Below are 21,146 nucleotides of genomic sequence, written 5' to 3'. Positions count from 1 at the left end.
GCGCCCGCGTGGAGCGCCGTCACACACATCAGGTTATTGTACCCGCTACCCGCCAATCGCGCAGGGTTTACTCCGCCTCGACAATCGCCTCGGCAAGCTTTCCGCACAGGTTCTGGCGAACGCAGCGGGCCGCCGTCAGCGTACCGTTCATGATGGCGTCCGGATTGGTGGCACCGTGGCCCACGAGCACGGGTGCCTTGAGGCCGAGCAGGGCGGCTCCACCGTAGCGGTCGCCGGACAGAAGCGCGGTGACCTCCTTCATGGCGGGCTTGGCCAAGAGCGCGCCGAGGGCAACCTTCTTGCTCTCCCCTGCAGCTGCCTTCAGCGCGGAGACGATGAACTTCGCCGTTCCCTCGACGGCCTTGAGGGCGATGTTGCCCGTGAAGCCATCGGAAACGATGACATCGAGGTCACCCGTAAGAATGTCGCGACCCTCGCAGTTGCCGGAGAAATTGATGCCCTTGGTGGCCGCGAGCGCCGCATGGCGGGCGAGAGCTGCCTCGGAGCCCTTGGTCTCCTCGGTGCCGTTGTTGAGCAGGCCCACCGTGGGATTCTCCACGCCAAGCACGATCTGGGAGTAGGCGGTGCCCATGCGAGCGAACTGGACGATCATCTCCGGCGGGCAATCCGCGTTGGCACCAAGGTCGAGAACGGTCGTCATGTGACCGTCGGCGCCAGGCATGGCGACGCAGAGGGCAGCGCGACTCACGCCCTTGACTCGGCCGACGATGAGCGTGCCCGCCGCGAGGATGGCACCGGTGGAGCCGGCGGAGAAGAAGGCGTCCGCCTCGCCCGCACGGACGGCGCGGCAGCCGCGCACGATCGAGGAGTCTTTCTTGCGACGGACGGCCTCCGTGGGATGCTCGTCCATCTCGATGGCCTCAGTGGTCACGAGGGCCTCGGCACGAGCGTGCTTAGCACAGAACGGCACGACGACGTCCTCGTTACCGGCAACGACTACCTCGAGGTCTTCATCGGCCTCGAGAGCGCGGGCGATTCCCTCGAGAACGACCTCGGGCTTCTCGTCTCCGCCCATGGCATCGACTACGACACGGACCATGGTGGTTCCCTTCTCACGAACATAAGCGACTCGGGGGCACTGCCCGCGCAGGATGTTAACACCTTAGCATCCCGCACACGGCTGCCGTGTCCCGATAAACAAAAAAGGCCGACCCTTCCGGGCCGGCCTTCTGGCCACTCTAGGAATGGCGGCTACTCGGTTACGATGACCTGACGGCCATTGTAGTAGCCACAGCTCGGGCACACGCGGTGCGGGAGCTTCACGGCGCCACACTGGGGGCACGTGGAGCGGGCCGGCATAGCGAGCTTGCTGTTGGCCGAGCGACGGGTGTGGGTCGCGCCGCGGCCCTTCTTCTGCTTGGGTACTGCCATTGTTGACCTCTCTTACTGAACTTACGCCGCACCGCACGCGACGGTCTATCACAGACGAATTGGAATGATAGCACGAAATGGAGCGTTCGCACTAGAGATACACAGTATTTGGTGGAGGATTCTCACGTCAAGCGCAAATATGCTACTTCTCGTCATCATCCTCGAGGTTTAGATCCGCAAGAGCCGCAAACGGGCTCTCCGCGATCTTCTCAGCCTCGCGCTTCGCGGCGCAACCGCAGTCCCCCTCGTTGAGGTTCGCGCCGCATGTGGGGCAGAGGCCCTTGCAATCCTCGCGGCAGAGCACCACGAACGGCGTCTCCATGAGGATGGCTGTCATGATGGGCTCAGAGACGTCGATCGTGTGGTCCTCGTCCACCAGGGAGAAGTCCACCTCATCCTCGTCATCGGAGAGCTCTTCCTCGGCGGGAGCCTCGAACAGGAAGTACTCGTCCACCTCGGAGGCGACGTCGAACTCGGCGTCTTCGAGGCAGCGGTCACACGTGCCGAGGACATGGGCACGAACCATGCCGGACGCGAGAATGCCCTCGCCGGCGTTGGTGAGGACGAGGTCGTAGTCGATGCCCCCAGGCAGCTTGAACTCGCGGCCGCCAAGCTCGTAGACCGGCTCGTCGATGTGACCGGAAAGGGGCAGGACGCTTCCAGCGCCTTCGAGGCGCTCGTCAATGAGAACGCGAATAGGCTCCATGGGGATTACCTGCGCGAAGAGCCGTCATCGAGCGACTGGCGGTTGCGCTCGAGGGTGCCGATAACGCTCTTGAGGTTGTCCTCAATGCCGGTGAGCAGGTTCTCGACGTACTCGTTGATGTGGTAGCGAAGGTCGCTCGCGTACTGCGTGGCCTGGTCGCGAATCTCCTCGGCCTGCTGGTTGGCGAGACGGACGACCTCCTGGTCGCCAGCGAGGATCATGGCCTGCTGCTGGGCATCAGCAACGATGGAATCCGCCATCTGGTGGGCGCGGGCGAGAATCTCGTCCTCCTCCTTGAGGATACGACGGGAGGTCTGGAACTCTTCCGGGAAGACGTTGCGGATCTCGTCAAGAAGCTCGTAGACGGCGTCAGCGTCGACAATCTTGGGATTGCTGCCGGTGCCGCCCATGATGGGCTTCTTGCCATCGGAGATAATGTCCTCGAGCTCGTTGACCAAGTTCTCGATCTCCTCACCTGGCTGCATGCGCAGGCTCCTTTCGTGCTGGCCCCAGACCCAACGCGCGGGCTAGCGGGACATGAAAATCGCAGGTACTTCGCGCGCTCCATGCGCGTATCCCGATTACTTTACCATACCCGCAGCTATATGGATTGCTGCTTACGGCGCGCAAGGGAATCTTCACCTGCGAGCCCAATATGCACCGACAGGCCGCGGTCGCTCCCGACCGGCCGCCTCCGCCCACAGCTCCCAAGGCAAAAAGGGCCTGACCCCGGAGACGCTCCGGAATCAGGCCCATAGACGAGTGCGTTACCCTGCCCGGGGCGGCACCTCTACTCCTCGAACTGGGAGTTATAAAGCTCCGCGTAGAAGCCGTTCTTAGCGAGCAGCTCCTCGTGCGAGCCGCGCTCCACGATGTCGCCGTCACGAAGGACGAGGATCGTGTCCGCGCCCTTGATCGTCGAGAGCCTGTGAGCGATCACGAAGCTCGTGCGGCCCTGCATGAGCGCGTCCATCGCCTGCTGGATGCGAACCTCGGTGCGCGTGTCGACGTTCGAGGTCGCCTCGTCAAGGATGAGGGCGGGCCTGTCGGCGAGGAACGCGCGGGCGATCGTCACAAGCTGGCGCTGGCCCTGGGAGAGGTTCGTACCCTCCTCGTTGATCATGAAATCATAGCCGCCGGCGAGGGTGTGGATGAAATGGTCGCAGCGGGCCGCACGGGCGGCAGCCTCCACCTCGGCATCCGAGGCGTCGGGACGGCCATAGCGGATGTTCTCGCGGATCGTGCCGTTGAACAGCCACGTGTCCTGAAGCACCATCGCGAACTGCCCGCGAAGCGCCGCGCGGTCCCAGTCGCGGACGTCGACGCCATCGACGCGCAGGCTGCCGCCATCGACGTCATAGAAGCGCTGGAGCAGCTTGATGAGCGTGGTCTTGCCGGCGCCCGTGGGACCCACGATGGCCACGGTCTGGCCCGGCTCGGCCGTGCAGGAGAAGTCATGGATGATCGTCTTCTCGGGGTCATAGCCAAACTTGACGTGGTCGAACTCCACGAGGCCGTCGCGCTTCTCGGGAATCTGGGGGTCGGCGGCAAGCTCCTCCTCGGGAGCAGCGAGGAACTCGAAGACGCGCTCGGTGGCGGCGGCCATCGACTGCATCGTGTTGCTCACGTTCGCGAGCTGCTGCACGGGCTGCGTGAAGTTGCGCACGTACTGGATGAAACTCTGGATGTCGCCGGGGGTGGCGCTTCCGGTGAGCGCGAGCTGTGCGCCCACGACGACCACGGCCACGTAGCCGGCGTTACTCACGAGGCTCATCAGCGGGATCATGAGGCCGGAGAGGAACTGCGAGCGCCAGCCGGAGATGAACAGGCGATCGTTCTTCTCGTCGAACTCCCTCACGGCGGCGTCGGCGCGGTCGAACACCTGGATGACGTTCTGGCCGGCGAAGTCCTCCTCGATGATGCCGTTGACGGCACCGAGAACCTGCTGCTGCTCGCGGAAGTAGGGCTGCGAGAAGTGCATCATGACGCCCATGATGATCGCGGCGGCGGGAAGCGTCACCACGACGACGCCCGTGAGCGGCAGGCTGATCGAGAGCATCATCACGAGCACGCCGACGATCTGGGTGAGCGAGGTGATGAGCTGCGTCACGGACTGGTTGAGGCTCTGTCCAAGCGTGTCGACGTCGTTCGTGATGCGGGAGAGCACATCGCCCTTGCTGTGGCCGTTGAAGTAGCTCATCGGCACGACGGCGATCTTCTCGGCAATCTCCTTGCGCATGCGGTAGCAGATCTTCTGCGTGACGCCCGTCATGAGCCAGCCCTGGATGAGGTTGCAGACGGAACTCGCGAGGTAGAGGCCGAGTAGGAGCAAGAGCGTCTTGCCGATCCAGTCGAAGTCGACCGCACCGGTGCCCTGGACCTTGGCGACGAGGCCCTCGTAGAGCTTGGTCGTCACCTTGCCGAGGACCTTCGGGCCCACGATGTTGAAGATGACCGAGCACATCGCGAACGCGACGGCGAAGAACACGGCGATCTTGTGCCTGCCGACGTACCCGAGCAGCTTGCGGATGGTGCCCTTAAAGTCCTTAGGCTTCTCGCCGCGACCCATGGGCCCGCGACCGCCCATCGGCCCGTGCTGGCGCCTGGCGGGGGCCTGGGTCTTGTTCGTCTCGCCTGCCATTAGCGCTCGCCTCCCTTCATGACCGCTGCAATCTCCTCGTCGGTGAGGCCGAGTTCGGCGGAGGACAGCTGTGACTGTGCAATCTCGAGGTAGGTGGGGCAGCTGCGGAGGAGCTCCTCGTGCGTGCCCTGCCCGACGACACGACCGTCGTCGAGAACGATAATCTGCGTGGCGCGCATGATCGTGGCGATGCGCTGGGCGACCACGACCACGGCGGAGTCGGACGCGGAGGTCGCGAGGGCCTCGCGCAGCTTCGCGTCGGTCTTGTAGTCGAGCGCGGAGAAAGAGTCATCGAAGACCATGACCTCGGGGCGCTTGGCGAGGGCGCGCGCGATGGCGAGGCGCTGGCGCTGGCCGCCGGAGACGTTGGTGCCACCCTGGCTGATCTCGGACTCGTAGCCACCCTCGCGGCCCTCGATGAACTCGGTGGCCTGAGCGATGCTCGCGGCGGCACGCATGTCGTCGTCGCTCACGGTGTCGCCCGCGAACTTGAGGTTCGTCTCGATGGTGCCGGAGAAGAGCATGCCCTGCTGCGGCACGAAGCCGATGCGGTGGCGAAGCTCGGAGAGGGACATGTCGCGGACGTCGATGCCGTCGAGCGCGACCGTGCCCTCCGTCGCGTCGTACAGGCGCGGGATGAGCTGGGCGATCGTCGACTTGCCGGAGCCGGTGGCACCGATGATGCCAAGCGTCTCGCCCGCGCGGACGGTGAAGTTGACACCCGTGACGACGTTCTCGTCGCCGTCGGGATAGCTGAAGGAGACGTCACGGAACTCGAGCTGGCCGCGCGGGGCATCCGCTGTGGGGAGCTGCGGGTTCTCGGGCTCCCTGATCGAGCTCTGCGTGTTGAGGACGTCCTCGACGCGCTCGCAGGCGACCTCGGCGCGCGGCAGCATGACGGAGACCATGGTGAGGATCATGAACGCCATGACGATCTGCATCGTATAGGAGATGAACGCCATCATGTCGCCCACCTGCATGACGCCGTCGTTGATGCCGTGCGAGCCCGCCCACACGATCAGCACGGTGATGCAGTTCATGACGAACATCATAAGCGGCATCATGAAGCTCATGGCGCGGTTGGTGAACAGCTGCGTCTTCATCAGGTCCGTGCTAGCGTCATCGAAGCGGGCGAGCTCGTGATCCTGGCGACCGAAGGCACGAATCGGCATGATGCCGTCGAGCATCTCGCGGGCGACGAGGTTCACGCGGTCGACGTACTGCTGCATCTTCTTGAACTTGGGCATGGTGAGACCCATGAGGACGCCGACGACCGCGGAGACGGCCACGACGGCGACGCCGATGGTCCACTCGAGGCCCGTCTGGGTTGCGAAGACGCGCATGAGGGCCACGACGCCCATGATCGGCGCCATCATCACCATGCGGATGACGAGCGTGGTCGCCATCTGGATCTGCTGGATGTCATTCGTGCAGCGCGTGATGAGCGAGGCCTGGCTGAACTTGCCCACCTCGGCCGGAGAGAATCGCATGACGCTCTCGAAGGTCTTGCGACGCAGGTCACGCGCGATGGTGCAAGCGGTGTGCGAGGCCACGGCGCCGGTGAGGATCGTGGCGACGAGCGAGACGGCACACAGGCCGAACATCTTGGCCGTCATGGACGCGAGGTAGGAGTTCTGGACGTCCGACAGGCTGATGCCCTGGGCCTCGTACTCCTGACCAACGAACGAGATAGCGCGCTGGCGCACGATCGAGCCGCCCATGGAGCCCATCTGGTCAGCCATGGACTCGGCGCCGGAGACGAGCTGATCCCTGTCGAGCATGCCCATGGAGGCGGCCTTGCGGATATCGTCCATGGTGACGGTCCCCTGGATGGGGGCGCCGGCAGCGGAGGCGTCGATGCCCTGCTCGAGCGCGAGGGCCACGGTCTCCGGCAGACTCATGATGCTCGCGATCTCGCCCTCCTCCGAGCGGGCCTCGTCAGTGCCCACGTAGGCACGGATGCCCTCGGCGTCAGGCTCGCCATAGGCGGCCTCGACGGTGGCGGCGTCCTCCTCGCTCATGAACAGCTCGAGGTCCGCGAGGGCCTGCTCGCGGATGTTGGCGGGCACGGCGCTCTCGATGCCGCCCTGCTGGATGCCCACGTCGACGATCTCGCTCATGTACGTGGGCAACGTGAGGTCTGCGTTGCAGCTGATGATGATCAGCGCGACGGCGCACACGAGCGCCAGGATGTGCTTCTTGAATAGCTTGATGATCCTCATGTCACTCCCCTCTCTATTCCCCCTGCGCGGACGGCGTGATGTGGACCTGACGGCCCTCGCGCTTGCGCGCCTCCATGACCTCGGCCACGCGATTGATGACGCGGACGAGGTCCCGGGCGTCTTCCTCGCCCAGCTCCCTAAGAAAGTCCGCGACCATCTCGACGCCCTCTTCGCGGATCTTGTCCGCTGCGACGCGCCCCGCATCCGTGATGGTTACGACGACGCGGCGCTTGTCCTTCGCGGACGCCGTGCGGGTGACGAGCCCGCGCTCCTCGAGCGCGCGCAGGATGTTCGCGACGCGCGCATCAGAGACGCCCATACGGTTCGCGAGCTCACCCGGCGAAAGCGCTCCGCCTGAGGTGATCAGCTCACGCAGGACGACAGGCATGCCGCGGAGCTTCTGGTCGATGCTCCGGCCTGACCTTAGGCGAGACATCAGGAAGCCGGCGCGGATAAGTTGGTTCGCGTAGGCTTCGAACGCCCGGGTGTGCGATTCAGCGCTCATTCCCTGACCTTCAGCGGCCATTCCTCAACCCCCTACTACCTTCTAGTATTAGTTTCTAACGTTAGGCAATATATCCACATCAACCTTTGGGGGTTGCATAACCCACAAATTGGGGTAGACTTCACAGCACGGACACAACATCTCGACGAAACTCGCTTGCGCGAGCCGTCTCGTGTGCTATCCTTATCCAGCTATGTGTCGAGGGCGGCTGCACCACGCGCCGCTTAATGGAGGTTTACAACAATGTCTAAGGTTTGCGCCATTTGCGGCAAGCACGCTGTCGCCGGCCGTTCGATCAGCCACTCGCACCGCGTCACCAACCGTAAGTTCCGTCCGAACATCCAGCACGTCACCGTTGTCATCAACGGCCACAAGCAGAAGATGAACGTCTGCTCCACGTGCCTCAAGTCCGGCAAGGTTGCCCGCTCCTAGTAGCGGTCGTCGCTTCTTCGGCGACAACATATGCAAGATCAAGGGGAGTCGTCTTCGGACGGCTCCCTATTTGTTATTAGCACGGTCGTGCGCTGGCGTGTCTCTGCGCTGGCATTGGCAGGAGCTGCACTCTGCGCACTCGTCAACATCCGCTGCCACGTTCTACGCATTCGCCAGAGCTCGCCGTCACGCGTCTCACGCCGGCTGCGCGCCTAGCTTATGAGGAACGCCGCGAGAACTCCCTCATGGCAGGTCACGCACGCGTCAGGGGCATCAACGACGTTGGAGATCCCGCGATCGCGCAGGGCGTCGACCCGGAAGTGGTCGAGCTCCCAGCGCAGCCCCGTCTCGGACACGCAGGTGTCGTCCGCAAGGGCCACGAAAGAGAAGTGGTGCCCGAGAGCTCCCTCCCCCAGCTCCCAGGTAGTAGCACCCACGCGCGCGAGAATGCGACACTCGAACTCGTCCTCGACAAGGCGCGGCGCGAGGTCCGCGTTCTTCGTGAGCACGCCGAACACGGCCAGGGCATGGTCCATGCGCCCGGCGCTCGCACACGTCACCGTGACCTCGAGGGCCTCGCCCCTCTCGGCAGCGAGCTCACGCGCGCACGAAAAACCAAGCGAGAGGTCCGTGTCATCCTTCGCAGGAGGAAAGAGACGGATGGGCATCTCGTCTTCGCCCTCGCACCGGCGCGCCTGGTCGCGGACCCACGCGAGGCCATCGGCACTCACGGTGTCGGCGTCACCGCAGAAGGCACCGGGGACGACGCCCGCCTCGCGACAGGCATCGGCACCTCGGTCGACGGCAAGCACCAGGTCGCTCTCGGCAGAAAGGCGAGAGACGAGGGCGGACGAGCTAGGAGCGGGCGAGCCTGCGACGAGAAGCACGCGCATCGCGCCTACGCCTCCTCGGGGACGGGCCTGCGCGTCGTATCGTCGAAGGCGTGGATCGCCTCGAGCGAGATAGACTCGTAGTTCTCGGAATAGATGTCCGACCACGCACGGATGAACTCGGGGTCGCGGCCATCGTGGTCATTGTGGATGCCCGCGACGTGGAAGCCGGCACGGCGAGACGCGCGCACGGCGAAGGGCGCGTCCTCGAAGACCCAAGTCTCCTCGAGGGGCGTGCCGAGGCGAGACAGAGCCTCGAGATAGACGTCCGGGAAGTCCTTGTCGCGACCGTCGCGGACCTCGGCCGTGCAGATGATGTCGATGAAATACTTATCGAAACCGAAATGCGCGAGTACGTGGCGCAGGACACTCGAGGTGGTGGAGCTGGCCACAATCATAGGAATGCCTTCAGCGGCAAGACTTTCAACGAAGGCACGCGCACCTGGCATTTCCTTGATGTTCGTAACGTACTCGTTGAGAACGACGGAATGAATGTGGTCGAGAACTTCCTGGGAGCTCGCTCCGGCACCGTAATCCTCGTGGAGCATCTCGCTCGTATGCGGAAGAGTGGTCGCCTCGATCTGCGCGATAAGCTCGGGCGTGGGATCAATGCCGTAAGACTCGACGAGACGAGCAAAGACGCTGTTCCACATGCACATAGAATCAAGCAACGTGCCATCGCAGTCGAAGATAGCGCCAGAAATCTTAGCCATAAGTACCCCTCATACCGGGGCAACCAGGCCCCTCCGCGGATTCTTCCACGGAAATGATACCAGCCGAGCGCTACGGACGCGGAGACTCGGCCATCATATAAAAGTATGGTTATCTTAGGGATGAAACTACCTGCGAAATTGGGTAAAGTACCTTTTGCGGCCGTAGGGCCGTATTTCTATGCGATAACGCGCGAGAGCGCTGACGATGGTCGCCGCGTGGGCGGCCCAGACACGGAGGTTCTTCAGATGGCTCGTTACGACTACCGATGCTCGGATTGCGGCAACGTCTTCGAGGTCGTGCACTCCATGTCCGAGCACCCCGCCATCACGTGCCCCAAGTGCGGCGCCCCGTGCGAGCGCGTCTTCAAGCCCGCATTGATTTCCTTCAAGGGCACCGGCTTCTACAACACCGACCAGCGCGGCGGCGGTTCCTCGACGAGCGCCACCTCTGGTGGCTGCGGCGGCTGCTCCGGCGGCGACTGCTCGAGCTGCTCCAAATAGCGCCAGCTGACGTCGCCGGACGGCGGCGCACACATACGATGGCATACAAGCGGGGCCCACGTTGACGCGTGGTCCCCGCTTTTCTGTCTCGACGGCGCGTGCGAGGCTCGCGGGCGCCACGCGGCCTCGCGCCACCGCCGCGACCCGGCTATGACTCGCGGATCAGCCTCGCGAAGAAGTGGCCATCGAAGGCGTCGTGGATGGGAGTCGACTGGAACTCGCCGCGCTCGTTGAGGTTGCGCTCGAACGGCGCGCGAGACCCCTCGTCGAGCGTCGCAACGGCGGGCGCCGCGAGGATGTCGCCACGCACGAAGCCGCGACCCTCCTCGCTCGCGAGGAAGCGCTCCACGACGCAGGAGTTCTCCTCCGGAAGGACCGAGCACGTCGCGTAGACGAGGGAGCCACCAACGGCGGCGCGGGAAGCGGCGGCGCGAAGCAGCCTCAGCTGCAGGCTGGGCAGGGAGTCCACATTCTCGGGGTCGACGATCGCCTGCTCAAGCGCCCAAGCAGTTTCGGGATGGCGACGCATAGTACCCGTACCCGAGCAAGGCGCGTCGACGAGGACGGAGTCAAACTGGCCCCGAAGCGCCTCGGGAAGCTCGTCTTCATTTGCAAGGTGCGTACCATCGAATTCGACGCAAGAAACGACGTCCGAAAGGCCGGCGCTCTCCATGCGAGCAGCAGAAAGCCGTGCCTTCGACGCGACCAGTTCGCAACCGACGATGTGCGCCCCTCTGCCAAGCTGAGAGGCCAGGCTCGCAAGCAGCAGGGACTTCGTGCCACGGCCCTGCCCCACCTCAAGCACGCGGCCGGCCCCAGCCGCGACTCGACAGCACATCTGCGCCGCCATATCAGCGGCAACGACGTCACACGTGCCGAGAAGGCCGCTCTTCGAGAGGCCTGCCGGCATACCCAGGCGCCAGCAACCGGGAAGCTCGGTGGCGGCAGGCTCAAGACCGGCCTTGCCGAGAAGTCCCTCGACTCCTTCGACGCCGACTTTGCCGGCTGCTGCGTAGATAGGCGCGGGCTCGAGGGCGCACGCGCACATCCCGGCGGCGCGAGCCATGCCCGCGGCGGCGACGAGGTGCTCGACAAGCCACTCGGGATAGCCGGATGCAACCACGAGCTCGCCGACAGAGACGGACATGCGGGCCCCCGCGGCGACGGCGCCCGTCGCCTCGCGTGCCTCATCAACCTCAGGACGGCACTCGGCCACGCGTCTGAGCACGGCGTTCGCCATGCGTGCGGCACGCGGCTGCACTCCCCTCACGAGCTCGACGCCCTGGCTCACGGCGACCTGCCGCGGCGTGTCGAGATAGAGCAGCTCGAACGAGGCAAGGCGGAGGGCGTCCCTCACGCGTGGCTCAAGGGAGCCAGGGCGAGAGGCGAACGAGTCGATGCGGCGATCGAGTTCTCCAGAGGCGACGTTCACGCCAAGCACGAGCCTTGTGGCCAAAGCACGGCCCTTACGCCCGAGCGTCTCCATCTCGCGGGCGCCACGCATGAGATCGCGGGCGCGGGCTCCGCGGCGGCGCTGCGCGCCAAGCAGGTGCAGGGCCGTCGTGCGAGCCGGGCTTGCGACTGTCATCTACACACGCTCCCAGGCAATATCGTCTCCACGGAGACCAGCCGCCCAGGCAGACGCCTCCATCTCGCGCTTGCCGTCGGGCTTGACGGAGATGACCTCGATGGCACCGTCGGCGCAACCAAGGGCGACGCGGCCATGGGAAACCTTGACCGCTCCGACAGCGGGCCTCATGTCTTCGCAGATGGTGGCGCGCATGATGCGAACGCCCTTACCTGCGACGGCACAACGCGCGGGAGCGGCGTCCGAGGAGGCCTGCACGCGGCGGGCGTTCTCGAGGGCGTCATCCGTCGGATCGAGCTTCATCTCGGCCTTCTCGATCTTGTGCGCGTAGGTGACGAGAGATTCGTCCTGCTCGGTCCACGTGACCGTACCAGCCTCAATCTCGCGGAGGGACTCGATGAGAGCATCCGCACCGAGCTCGCCAATCTTGGCCATGAGCTCGGCGGAAGTCATGTCGCCAACCTCGCAGGAGGCCTGCGCGCAATAGGCGCCGGCGTCGAGGGCGGAAACGACCCGCATGATCGAGACGCCCGCACGCTCGTCTCCGGCGAGAATCGCACGCTGAACGGGGGCGGCGCCGCGCCAGCGAGGGAGAAGCGACGCGTGCACGTTCACGCAGCCGAGAGGCGCCATCTCGAGGACGGCATCCGGAAGGATGCAGCCATAGGCGGCGACGCAGATGATATCCGCGCTCACGGCACGCATGGCATCTAAGACCTCGGGCGTCATGCGATTGGCTTCGATTACCTCGATGCCACGAGAGATGGCCTCCGCCTTGACGGGACTGGGCTCGAGGCGCTTGCCTCTGCCACGAACGGCATCGGGCCTCGTGATGACGAGGGCGACCTCGAAGGTATCCGCGAGGGCGCAAAGAGACGGGACGGCAAAATCGGGCGTGCCCATGAAGATAACGCGCATATCGGCCTCCCTAGAAGGGAACGGGTCAGAGGATGGAAGGAGCGAACAACGCGGCCACTACTCCGCGGAGGTCTCACCGGGACGTGCGCCGCCGGAGATGGCAGCTTCGCAGTCATGCAGGGCCTTGACGCGCTCGAGCAGCGAGAGATGGTCGACCATCGTCACGCCGTTCAGGTGGTCGATCTCGTGCTGGAGGCAGACGGCGAGGAGGTTGTTCTCGGCCTCATACTGAAGAAGGTCGCCGTCGAGATCCGTCGCGTGGACGATGACATGGCTCGGGCGCTCGATGTCCACTGAGATACCGGGAAACGAGAGACAGCCCTCGGAGAAGAGGCGCGGGTCGCCGTCTGCAGTGACGACCTTGGGGTTAATCAGCACATAGGGATTGCGGCTAGAGGAATCGCCCGGTACATAGTCAACATCGATGACGACGAGACGAACGAGCTTGCCGATCTGGGGCGCGGCGAGGCCGCAGCCGTCGGCGTCATACATGACGTCAAGCATGTGCTTGGCAAGCTTGCGGACGGAGTCGTCGATCTTCTCGATGGGCGCGCACATCTCGGAGAGGCGCGGGTCTGGGGTCAGGACGATGTCTTCGGATGCGCTCATGATGCTCCTTCTCGGCTGCCGTGAGTTTTCACAAGAGACCATGATACCAGCAGGAATGCGCTCGAAAAGCCGCACGGGCACGTCCTCACGCGATAGCCACGCGATGGGTGACGGACAACGAGCGCAGCCGGCCAGACCGCGCGCGCCGCCGACCCCTACATCATGTCGTAAGCGTCGACGTCAATCGCAAGCGACACGTCTCGACGCGCCGGGAGCCGCGAGGCCGCCGCCGCAAGGATAGGGCCGGGCTCGGCACCCACCGGGCACTTGAGCACGATATGACGCCTGAAGCGATCCTTGACGCGAGCGCGCACGCACTCCGCGGGGCCAAGAACCTCCCATTCGCCGTCGAGGTCGAGCACGGCCTCGCGCAAATAGCGAGCAAGCTCGTCGGTGCGCTCGCGCACGAGGCGCTCGCTTTTGCCGGAGACGGTCACGTTGCACACGCGTGAGAAGGGCGGGTAGTACGCCTCCTCACGCTGCCCAAGCTCATAGCCCTCGAACCGCGCGCGGTCATGCCTGGCCACGGCAGCGATTGCGGGGTGCGTCGCCCAGTACGTCTGGATGATGACCTCGCCGCGCCGGCCTCCCCTGCCGGCGCGCCCGGCAACTTGCTCGAGTAGGTCATACGTACGCTCGCCGGCACGAAAGTCCGGCAACTTGAGCGTCGTGTCCGCATTGACCACGCCCACGAGCGTGACCTCGGGAAAGTCGAGGCCCTTCGCGATCATCTGCGTGCCCACGAGCACGGCGCACTCGCTCGCGTCGAACTCCTCGAGCAGACGCGTGTGCGCGCCCTTCGTCGAGGTGGTGTCCGCGTCCATGCGGATGACGTCGACCCCCTGCCCCGCAAGAAGCATGTTGAGCTCGTCCTCGACGCGCTGGGTGCCGAGGCCAAACTGCGCGAGGTAGCGGCTCCCGCAGTTGGGGCACTTGGTCGAGGGGTCCGGATAGGCGCGCACGGGCCAGGAGCGACCACAGCTGTGACACATGAGGCTATGCGTGCGCTCGTGGTACGTGAGCGCCGTCGAGCAGTGCTCGCACGTGGGCACGCAGCCACACTCGCGGCACATGAGGAAGCTCGCAAAACCGCGTCGATTGAGCAGCAGGACCGCCTTCTCGCGGCGCTTCGCCACGCCGAGAAGGGCCTCCGAGAGGACCGTCGAGAAGACCGAGCCGTTCTTCGCCGCGAACTGCTGGCGCATATCCACCACGCGAACCTCGGGCAAGACGGCAGCACCCGGACGCTCGGGCATCTCGACGCGGGTCCATCGGACGCCACGCCACGAGCCGACACGGCAACGCTCGAGGCTCTCGAGCGAGGGCGTGGCGCTGCCGAGCACGAGCGCCGCGCCACGCTCGCGAGCGAGCCTCGCCGCGACGTCACGCGTGTGATACCGCGGAGCCTGGTCCTGTTTGTAGGAGCCCTCATGCTCCTCGTCCACGATGATAAGGCCCACGTTCGCGAGAGGCGCGAACAGGGCGGATCGTGCGCCAACCACGACGTGCGCGGCACCCATGCGGACCATGTCCCACTGGTCGAAGCGTTCGCCGGTCGAAAGTCGGGAGTGGAGGATGGCGACGTCGTCGCCGAAGCGGCTCCTGAAGCGGCCGACCGTCTGGGCCGTGAGCGAAATCTCCGGAACGAGGACGATCGCGCCCCTCCCCTGCGCACGGACGCGTTCGATAGCGTCGAGGTAGACCTCCGTCTTGCCAGACCCCGTGACGCCGTCGACAAGGACCACGTCGCCCGCACGTGCCTCGGTCGCGCGAGCAATGGCATCAAGCGCGGAGACCTGCCCGGCCGTGAGGCACTCGGGCCTGGGCGCAGAGGCGCTCGAGAGGCTCGTCCCCTCGTCGGACCCACGGACGCGGCGCCTGTGCTCGACGGAAACGGCGCCCTTGCGCGAGAGAGACGACACGACGCTCGAAGCCCCCGGCACGAGAGCGGAGAGCTCTGCCAGGCGCATGGGGCCCGCCGCGAGTGCCGCGAGGACCTGGCGCTGGCGGCTCGCGTTCGCGCGGGGCTCGAAGGCGCGGCCCTCCTCCGTGAGGGAGGCCCAGCGGTCGTCGACGGCCTGGGCGCGCTCGACCACGAGTTGCCACTCGCCGCCCTCCTCGCGCTTCACGCGCATCGTCTGGCCAGGCGGCATCATGAGGCGAAGGCACGCGGGCCGGGGCGCGGCATACTCGGCTGCCATCCACTCCGCGAGGCGTGCTCCCACCTCGTCAAACGCCGGGGCCGCAAGCACGCGCGCAACGGGCAGGACGCGCTCCGGAGAGACGCCCTCGCCAGGCTGGTCTCCAACGGCAGTGACATAGCCGACGACGTCCCTATGGCCAAAGCTCACGAGCACCGTGGCGCCCACGAGGCACCGCGGCTCGAGCTCCGGCGGGATTGCGTAGTCGAAGGCGCCGTCGATGGCGCGCGTCTGTATGTCCGGGACGACCTTTGCGTATCTCATGCGCCTAAGTGTAACGCCCGGACGCGCTCTCAGGGCGCATCCGGGCGTTGTCGGACGATCTATGAAAGGGCGGCGCGGACGCGCTGCGACCGCAGGTTCGGCCCATCGCGGGCGTAACCCGACGGCGAGCACGGCCCGAGACGGTCACAGGTGCGAGCGGCCCTCCCCTACATCAGCTTCGTGCTTTCGAGCTTCTCCTCGACCCACTCGTTCAGGCGGATAATCGGGCGACGAAGCACGAGGCCGAGCAGGAGCGCCGGAATGAGGAAGCACGCGAGCTTGCCCATGCAGATCCAGTAGTCATTGCCATAAAGACCGAACATCGCGGCACGCATGGCGTTCTCGCTGTGAACGAATGGAAGGAAGGGATACAGAGCCTGGAACGTGGCAGGGAGCATCTCCTTGGGGAAGGTGCCACCGGAACCCGCCACCTGGATGACCATGAGGACGACCGCGATGGCCTTGCCCACGTCGCCAAAGCTCGCGGTAAGGGCGTAGATGATGTTCACGAACACGAAGCTCGCCAGCCACCCCACCAGGAAGAAGAGGACGGGGTTGGCGCACTGCACGCCGAGGAAGTAAAGGTCACCGGCGCAGATCAGCGCGCTCTGGAGCAGGCCGACGCCCGCAAACAGGGCAAGGCGTCCGAGATAGGCCTGGGCGTGCGAGCAGCCCGTCTCCTCAATGGCCTTCTCGCTCGCGCCCGTCTTCACGAGGGCGGCCAGAATGACGCCACCAATCCAGATGGCGAGCGTCGTGTAGAACGGCGCCATGGCGCTGCCGTTGTTCTCGATCGCATAGATCGGGTTGCGATCGACGACGACGGGGTTGGAGATGAAGTTCGCGAGCTCGTTGACATCGCCCGAGAGAATCGAGCGCACCTGGTTCATGTCATCGGACTCGAGGGCTGCCGTGAGCTTGCCGTGAAGCGCAACGAGCTTCTGGGCGGAGTCGTCGAGCACGTCGGCGGCCTGGCTCAGCGAGTCGCTAGCGCCACCGATGGAGTTCGCGGCGGAAGAGGCGGTGGTGCCGACGGCACCGAGCGTCTCGTTCAGGCTCGACATGATGGAGTCGGCATCGCCGGCGGCGGAGTCGATGTTGTTGGCCAGGTCGTTGAGCGACCCCTTGAGGTTCGTCTCGTAGAAGGACTCGACGGAGGAAAGGCTGTCCTTCGCATTCGAGACGATGCCCTGGAGCTCGGCGCGGGCGGCTGCGGCGTCGGTCTTGCCCATCTGGATGTCTCCGGCGGTCTTGCCGAGCATCTGGGCGAGCTCGCCCATCGAGGAGGCGGCGCTCTCGGCGTGTGCCTTGAGCTCGCGGGCGGAGTCCCTCGCGTCCTGGAGCGCGATCGAGGTCTTGTGGAGCGTCGAGTAGCGAATGCCGTAGAGCGGCGAATTCGGGTCGAGGGCGTTCAGCTGGGTGTCGACGGAAGACTTGGCTGCGTCCATCTTGTCAGCCGCGGCGCCAAGGCGCGACGCGAGGTCATTCAGGCGCTCCTGGTTCGTGGAGGCCACGCCCTGCGCCTTGGTGAGGGCGTCGATGAGGTCGTTCGTGGGGCCATCGGCAGCATTGAACGCGCTATCGATGGCATCGGAGACCGCGCCGATACTGGCAGAGCTCGAGGCGATGGCGTCGTTGATCGATCCCGTGGTGCCGTCGAGGGCGTTACCGAGGTCGCGGACGTTACTCGCCGCACCCTTGAGCGAGTTGCCCACGGAGAGCGCGGAAGACAGGGAGGCATCGAAGGCCGAGGAGCCGGACCCGAGCAGGCCCTGGGTGGCGTCAAGCGTGTCCGCGAAGCCGCGCATGGTCTGGGCGGTAGACGTGAGCGTCTCGGAGCTCTTCTGCACGGCGGTGTCGAGGTTGGCGGCAACCTCCGCGATCTTATCGTCATCGAGATAGTTGCCAAGCTGGTCGAGGACGCCGGCCCCGACGGTTGTCACGGTGCTCGCGAACGACTCGTCGATGTCCTTCTCGATGGCGGCGGATGCCTTGTTGGTCACGATCTGGGCGATCGCGTTGGCCTTCTCGTTCTGATAGAACTTGACCTGGGCCTTGACCGGATTGTCAGAAAGGGCTGTGAGGAGATCGGCGGAGAAGTCCTCCGGAATGACGACGGCAGCGTAGTACTCGCCAGAGCGAACTCCCTCGATGGCCTCGTCCTCGGAGACCACGGTATAGCCGATGGTCGTCGATTCGCGCAGGTCATTGACTACGCGATCACCGAAGTTGATCTCTATGGGCATGAGGTCAGAGGTATACCCGAGGTCAGAGTTGGCAACGGCGACCTTCAGGTTCTTCGTGTTGCTGTACGGGTCCCAGAAGCCACCGATATTGAACCATGCATAGAACGTCGGTACCACGATGATGCCCATGATGACGACGAGAGCAATGACGTTCCCCTTGATGTGGCGCAGGTCGCGCTTGATGAAGTCGATGATCTTGCGCATTACGCCTCGCCTCCCTTCGAGGAATCGGCATCCGAGGCATCGGAATCCTTGCGTGCGGAACGGTTCTCGAGGGCGGAGGCGTTGACCTCGTCCTTTTCGAGACGCATCTTGTCGAGCGGGGCGAACGCCATGAACTCCTGGCGAAGCTCGTCGTCGAGGAGGGCGAAGAGCTCCTCGCGACTCATGTCGGTAAGCGAGAGCTTCTTGGAGACGCGCTCGTGGAAGTACTCCACCACGATGAGGAACGTGCTGATGACGATCAGCGAGAGAATCCAGAGCGTCAGCATCGCGAACTTCGCGGGCAGGACGAACATGAGCGCAAGCAGGACGAGCGGAACCCAGATGAGCGCTGCGAAGCCACGCTTGATGAGCGTGGGATACATGAGCTCGAACTTTGCGGCGCGCTCGGTGAAGGCGGCCTTGTACTCGCCGGAGTTCATGATGATCTTAATGAGCGTAGAGAGGCGGAAGGTCGCGCCCTCCATGCTCGTGCGCTCCGTGATCATGAGCTCCGTGTCCCCAAGCTTGCGATCGAACAAGGCGTTGATGTTGAGCAGGTGGCGACGCGCGGTAACGCCGATGAGCAGCGCCGGAATCAGGAACACGAGAAGAACGAGCAGGTTCGTGGCGTAATAGTTGCCGTAGAAGCCCGCGATGGCCTCGCGCATGGCATTGACGCCATACGTGAACGGCAGGAACGGGTGAACGTTCTTGAAGAAGTCCGGCATCATCTCGATGGGATAGGTGCCCGAGGCGCCAGGAATCTGCAGGATCACGAGCAGGACGGCAATGGCCTTGCCGATATGCTTGAAGGCCACGGATATCGAGTAGATGAACGCCACGTAGACGAAGCTCTCCACCATGCCGGCGAAGACAAACGCCACCGGGCTCAGGCACTGAATGCCGAGAAGTACGTCACCCACGCAGCAGACGATGGCCTGGACCTGGCCCAGGAGGTTCATCAGCAGCCAGCGGCCGAAGAAGCCCTGCCACGGCTTGAATTTGCCGATGCCCTCGTCATCGACCTCGAGCTTGTAGATGGCGACGAGCACGAAGCCGCCCACCCAAAGAGCGAGGTTGGTGAAGAACGGCGCCACGCCGCTGCCGTAGTTCTCCACGGCATAGATGGGCTGGGAGACCATCTCGACGGGCGAGCCGATGAAGTCGCCCACCTGTTCCGCGTCGAGGTCAAGCGCGTCCTTGAGCATGCTGAAGGCCTCGGCACTCTGGATGGCGGCGGTATCGGTCGCGAGCGAGCCCACGGCATCCGCGGCGGAACGAACACCGGCAGAGGTCTGGGCGATGGCGTCAGAGCTCTGAGCGAGAATGCCGTCGAGCTGGGAGAGCGTGCCGTCAGCCTGGGAGAGCATCGGGGCGAGTGCGCTGGCGGTGCCCACAAGGCGGCCACCGGCGTCGGCGAAGCCGTCGAGCGCGCTGGAGACGGCCGGGAGCGTCGTGGTGTTGAGCGTTCCCTGCACCTCGGCAAGGCCCTGGGAGGTCGCCTGCACGGCGGCGTTCACGGAATCAGAGAGGCCGGCAATCGCGTCGTTGGCGTTCTTGATGGCGGCGCTCTTCTCCTTGAGGGTGGCGATCTGGCCGTCGTTCAGGTTCTTGAGCTCGTTGAGCGCAGACTCCGCGGAGGAAAGCGCGTTGAGAATCTCCTGCTTGTTGGGGGTTGAGTCATCGAGGCCGTTGATCGTGACCCACGCACGCTGGATGGAGGTCGTGAGGTCCGCGATGGTGTTGGAGTTGAGGGCACCAATGTGGTTGATCGCGCCATCGAGCTGGCCCTGGGCCCAGCCCACGTCGCCGGTGATCTGGCCGATGTCATAGTTAGCCTTGCTGGAGATGCCAGAGATGGTCGACACGCTCGTGCCAAGGGCACCGGAGAGCTGCGCGCCAAGGGCGCCCGCGTTGGCGCGGGTGGTGGAGAGGGAGTCCATGGAGCTCGAAAGCGTGTCCGCGAGCGAGGCAGAGGAAGTACTCACCTGGGAGAGCGTGGAGCGGGCGGAGCTAACGGCACCACGGGCGTCGGAAATGGTGCCACCAGCGTTGTCAAGGCCATCGGCGATGCCATTGAGCAGGCCCTGCACCTCGACCAGGCTCTCGGTAGCGCTCGCGGTGGCCTCGTCGATGCCGCCAAGCAGGCTCCCGGAGAGGCCCGAGAGCTTCTCGGAAACCGTCTCGCCGACGACCTGCACGAACTGGTTGGCGATCTGCGCCTCGAGGGTGGTCGCACCGGTATCGGTCACCTTGGGCGAGATGGCGTTAACCTTCTCGTTCACGTAATAGGCGATGTGCGCCTGCTCGGTGTCGCCGTCGAGAACGTCTCCCATGGAGCTGGTGAAGTCCTTCGGCAGGACGAAGGCGGCGTAGTAGCGGCCGCTCTTCACGCCCTCAATCGCCTCGTCCTCGCTATCGACGATGTTCCAGCCGAGCTGGTCATTGTCCTTGAGGCGCTCCTCGACCATGTCGCCGGCGTTGATGTAGCCCTTGTCGCCCACCTCGGCGCCCTCGTCCTCGATGACGACAGCGATGGGGACCGTCGAGGTGTTCTCGTACGGATCCCAGTTGGCGAGGATGTTGAACCATGCGTAGAGCGACGGGATGATGCACACGCCGACGGCGACGATGACGGCCACGGGATTGACGAGGATGCGTTTGAGGTCGCGCTTGAAGATGTCGAAGGCAGTTCTCACGTGGTGACTCCCTGCAGTAGAACGTGACTTACGGTTGCGCTCGCCGGCGACGAGGCCTTGCCGGCGATGGTGCGGGTCTTGCTGGCCGGCGATGGAGACTTGCCGGTGGAGGTACGGGACGCGCGGTTACGCTAGGCACACTCATTTGTGTTCTTAGTAAGGAGCCAGGCTGGCCCGGCATCCACGGCTGTCCTATATACCCTCGCGATGGGGCATTATACGCACTCTAAGCAGACGATTTTACATAATTTCTGAAGTTTACAGACGTCTTTCGAACCAATACACTATCTATGCCCTGAAAGGGCGCTCGTCAAGAGGCGTCGAAGCGGCCAAGCACCGCCAAGACGCGTAGAGCCGAGGGACCGAGCCCTATGACGCTCCGACAACCCACCTCGCGGCCGTGGCCGCCGGCAGG

General features: G+C 64.7%; 17 protein-coding genes. 2 read left to right on the top strand and 15 right to left on the bottom strand.

Annotated elements, in window-relative coordinates; genetic code table 11:
* Positions 1–67: 67 nt before the first annotated feature.
* The 7 genes from plsX to ABCN07_RS00855 form a co-directional block, all read right to left on the bottom strand.
* Positions 68–1,060, bottom strand: a complete 993-nt coding sequence (gene plsX / locus ABCN07_RS00885; protein ID WP_343004983.1) for a phosphate acyltransferase PlsX — start codon at positions 1,058–1,060, stop codon at positions 68–70.
* A 152-nt stretch (positions 1,061–1,212) separates the two neighbouring features.
* The gene (rpmF, locus tag ABCN07_RS00880; protein ID WP_293813983.1) at positions 1,213–1,392 is read right to left on the bottom strand and encodes a 50S ribosomal protein L32; all 180 of its coding nucleotides are present in this window, start codon (positions 1,390–1,392) and stop codon (positions 1,213–1,215) included.
* Positions 1,393–1,534: 142 nt separating this feature from the next.
* Positions 1,535–2,098: a DUF177 domain-containing protein gene (locus ABCN07_RS00875; RefSeq protein ID WP_343004982.1), complete on the bottom strand. Its 564-nt coding sequence runs from the start codon at positions 2,096–2,098 to the stop codon at positions 1,535–1,537.
* 5 nt (positions 2,099–2,103) lie between these two features.
* Positions 2,104–2,583 (bottom strand): ATPase, encoded by a 480-nt coding sequence (locus tag ABCN07_RS00870; protein ID WP_293813981.1) that lies wholly within the window; start codon positions 2,581–2,583, stop codon positions 2,104–2,106.
* A gap of 305 nt (positions 2,584–2,888) precedes the next feature.
* Positions 2,889–4,739, bottom strand: a complete 1,851-nt coding sequence (locus tag ABCN07_RS00865; RefSeq protein WP_343004981.1) for an ABC transporter ATP-binding protein — start codon at positions 4,737–4,739, stop codon at positions 2,889–2,891.
* On the bottom strand, positions 4,739–6,961 hold the full coding sequence (locus tag ABCN07_RS00860) for an ABC transporter ATP-binding protein (RefSeq protein WP_343004980.1): 2,223 nt from the start codon (positions 6,959–6,961) through the stop codon (positions 4,739–4,741). Before ABCN07_RS00860 ends, ABCN07_RS00865 begins: the two co-directional genes overlap by 1 nt.
* A 13-nt stretch (positions 6,962–6,974) precedes the next feature.
* Entirely contained in the window at positions 6,975–7,487 is a 513-nt protein-coding gene (locus ABCN07_RS00855; RefSeq protein WP_343004979.1) for a MarR family transcriptional regulator, read from the bottom strand.
* Between the two features lie 222 nt (positions 7,488–7,709).
* On the opposite strand from ABCN07_RS00855, the gene rpmB reads away from it, so the two are divergent.
* On the top strand, positions 7,710–7,898 hold the full coding sequence (gene rpmB / locus ABCN07_RS00850; RefSeq protein WP_293813977.1) for a 50S ribosomal protein L28: 189 nt from the start codon (positions 7,710–7,712) through the stop codon (positions 7,896–7,898).
* A 212-nt stretch (positions 7,899–8,110) separates the two neighbouring features.
* Here rpmB and ABCN07_RS00845 read toward each other — a convergent pair whose 3' ends face one another.
* Together ABCN07_RS00845 and ABCN07_RS00840 are read right to left on the bottom strand one after the other, a co-directional pair.
* The gene (locus ABCN07_RS00845) at positions 8,111–8,791 is read right to left on the bottom strand and encodes a thiamine diphosphokinase (RefSeq protein WP_343004978.1); all 681 of its coding nucleotides are present in this window, start codon (positions 8,789–8,791) and stop codon (positions 8,111–8,113) included.
* Between the two features lie 5 nt (positions 8,792–8,796).
* Positions 8,797–9,501 (bottom strand): HAD family phosphatase, encoded by a 705-nt coding sequence (locus tag ABCN07_RS00840; protein WP_343004977.1) that lies wholly within the window; start codon positions 9,499–9,501, stop codon positions 8,797–8,799.
* A gap of 246 nt (positions 9,502–9,747) precedes the next feature.
* Here ABCN07_RS00840 and ABCN07_RS00835 point away from each other — a divergent pair, with 246 nt between their 5' ends.
* On the top strand, positions 9,748–10,002 hold the full coding sequence (locus ABCN07_RS00835; RefSeq protein ID WP_343004976.1) for an FmdB family zinc ribbon protein: 255 nt from the start codon (positions 9,748–9,750) through the stop codon (positions 10,000–10,002).
* 148 nt (positions 10,003–10,150) lie between these two features.
* Here the strand turns inward: ABCN07_RS00835 and ABCN07_RS00830 are convergent, their stop codons facing one another.
* From ABCN07_RS00830 to ABCN07_RS00805, 6 genes are all read right to left on the bottom strand, one after another.
* Positions 10,151–11,590: a transcription antitermination factor NusB gene (locus ABCN07_RS00830; protein ID WP_343004975.1), complete on the bottom strand. Its 1,440-nt coding sequence runs from the start codon at positions 11,588–11,590 to the stop codon at positions 10,151–10,153.
* A complete protein-coding gene (gene fmt, locus ABCN07_RS00825; RefSeq protein ID WP_343004974.1) occupies positions 11,591–12,508 on the bottom strand; it encodes a methionyl-tRNA formyltransferase in 918 nt (305 codons plus the stop codon).
* Between the two features lie 57 nt (positions 12,509–12,565).
* Entirely contained in the window at positions 12,566–13,117 is a 552-nt protein-coding gene (def, locus tag ABCN07_RS00820; RefSeq protein WP_343004973.1) for a peptide deformylase, read from the bottom strand.
* A gap of 155 nt (positions 13,118–13,272) precedes the next feature.
* Positions 13,273–15,582, bottom strand: coding sequence for a primosomal protein N' (priA, locus tag ABCN07_RS00815; RefSeq protein ID WP_343004972.1), 2,310 nt, complete (start codon positions 15,580–15,582; stop codon positions 13,273–13,275).
* Positions 15,583–15,749: 167 nt separating this feature from the next.
* Entirely contained in the window at positions 15,750–18,032 is a 2,283-nt protein-coding gene (locus tag ABCN07_RS00810; protein WP_343004971.1) for a YhgE/Pip domain-containing protein, read from the bottom strand.
* Positions 18,032–20,731: a YhgE/Pip domain-containing protein gene (locus ABCN07_RS00805; protein WP_343004970.1), complete on the bottom strand. Its 2,700-nt coding sequence runs from the start codon at positions 20,729–20,731 to the stop codon at positions 18,032–18,034. Before ABCN07_RS00805 ends, ABCN07_RS00810 begins: the two co-directional genes overlap by 1 nt.
* Between the last annotated feature and the right edge of the window lie 415 nt (positions 20,732–21,146).

The sequence above is a fragment of the Collinsella sp. 1033st1_E11_1033SCRN_220408 genome, assembly GCF_039062465.1.
Lineage (GTDB): Bacteria > Actinomycetota > Coriobacteriia > Coriobacteriales > Atopobiaceae > Parolsenella.
This window is presented reverse-complemented; position numbering and strand designations above follow the sequence as displayed.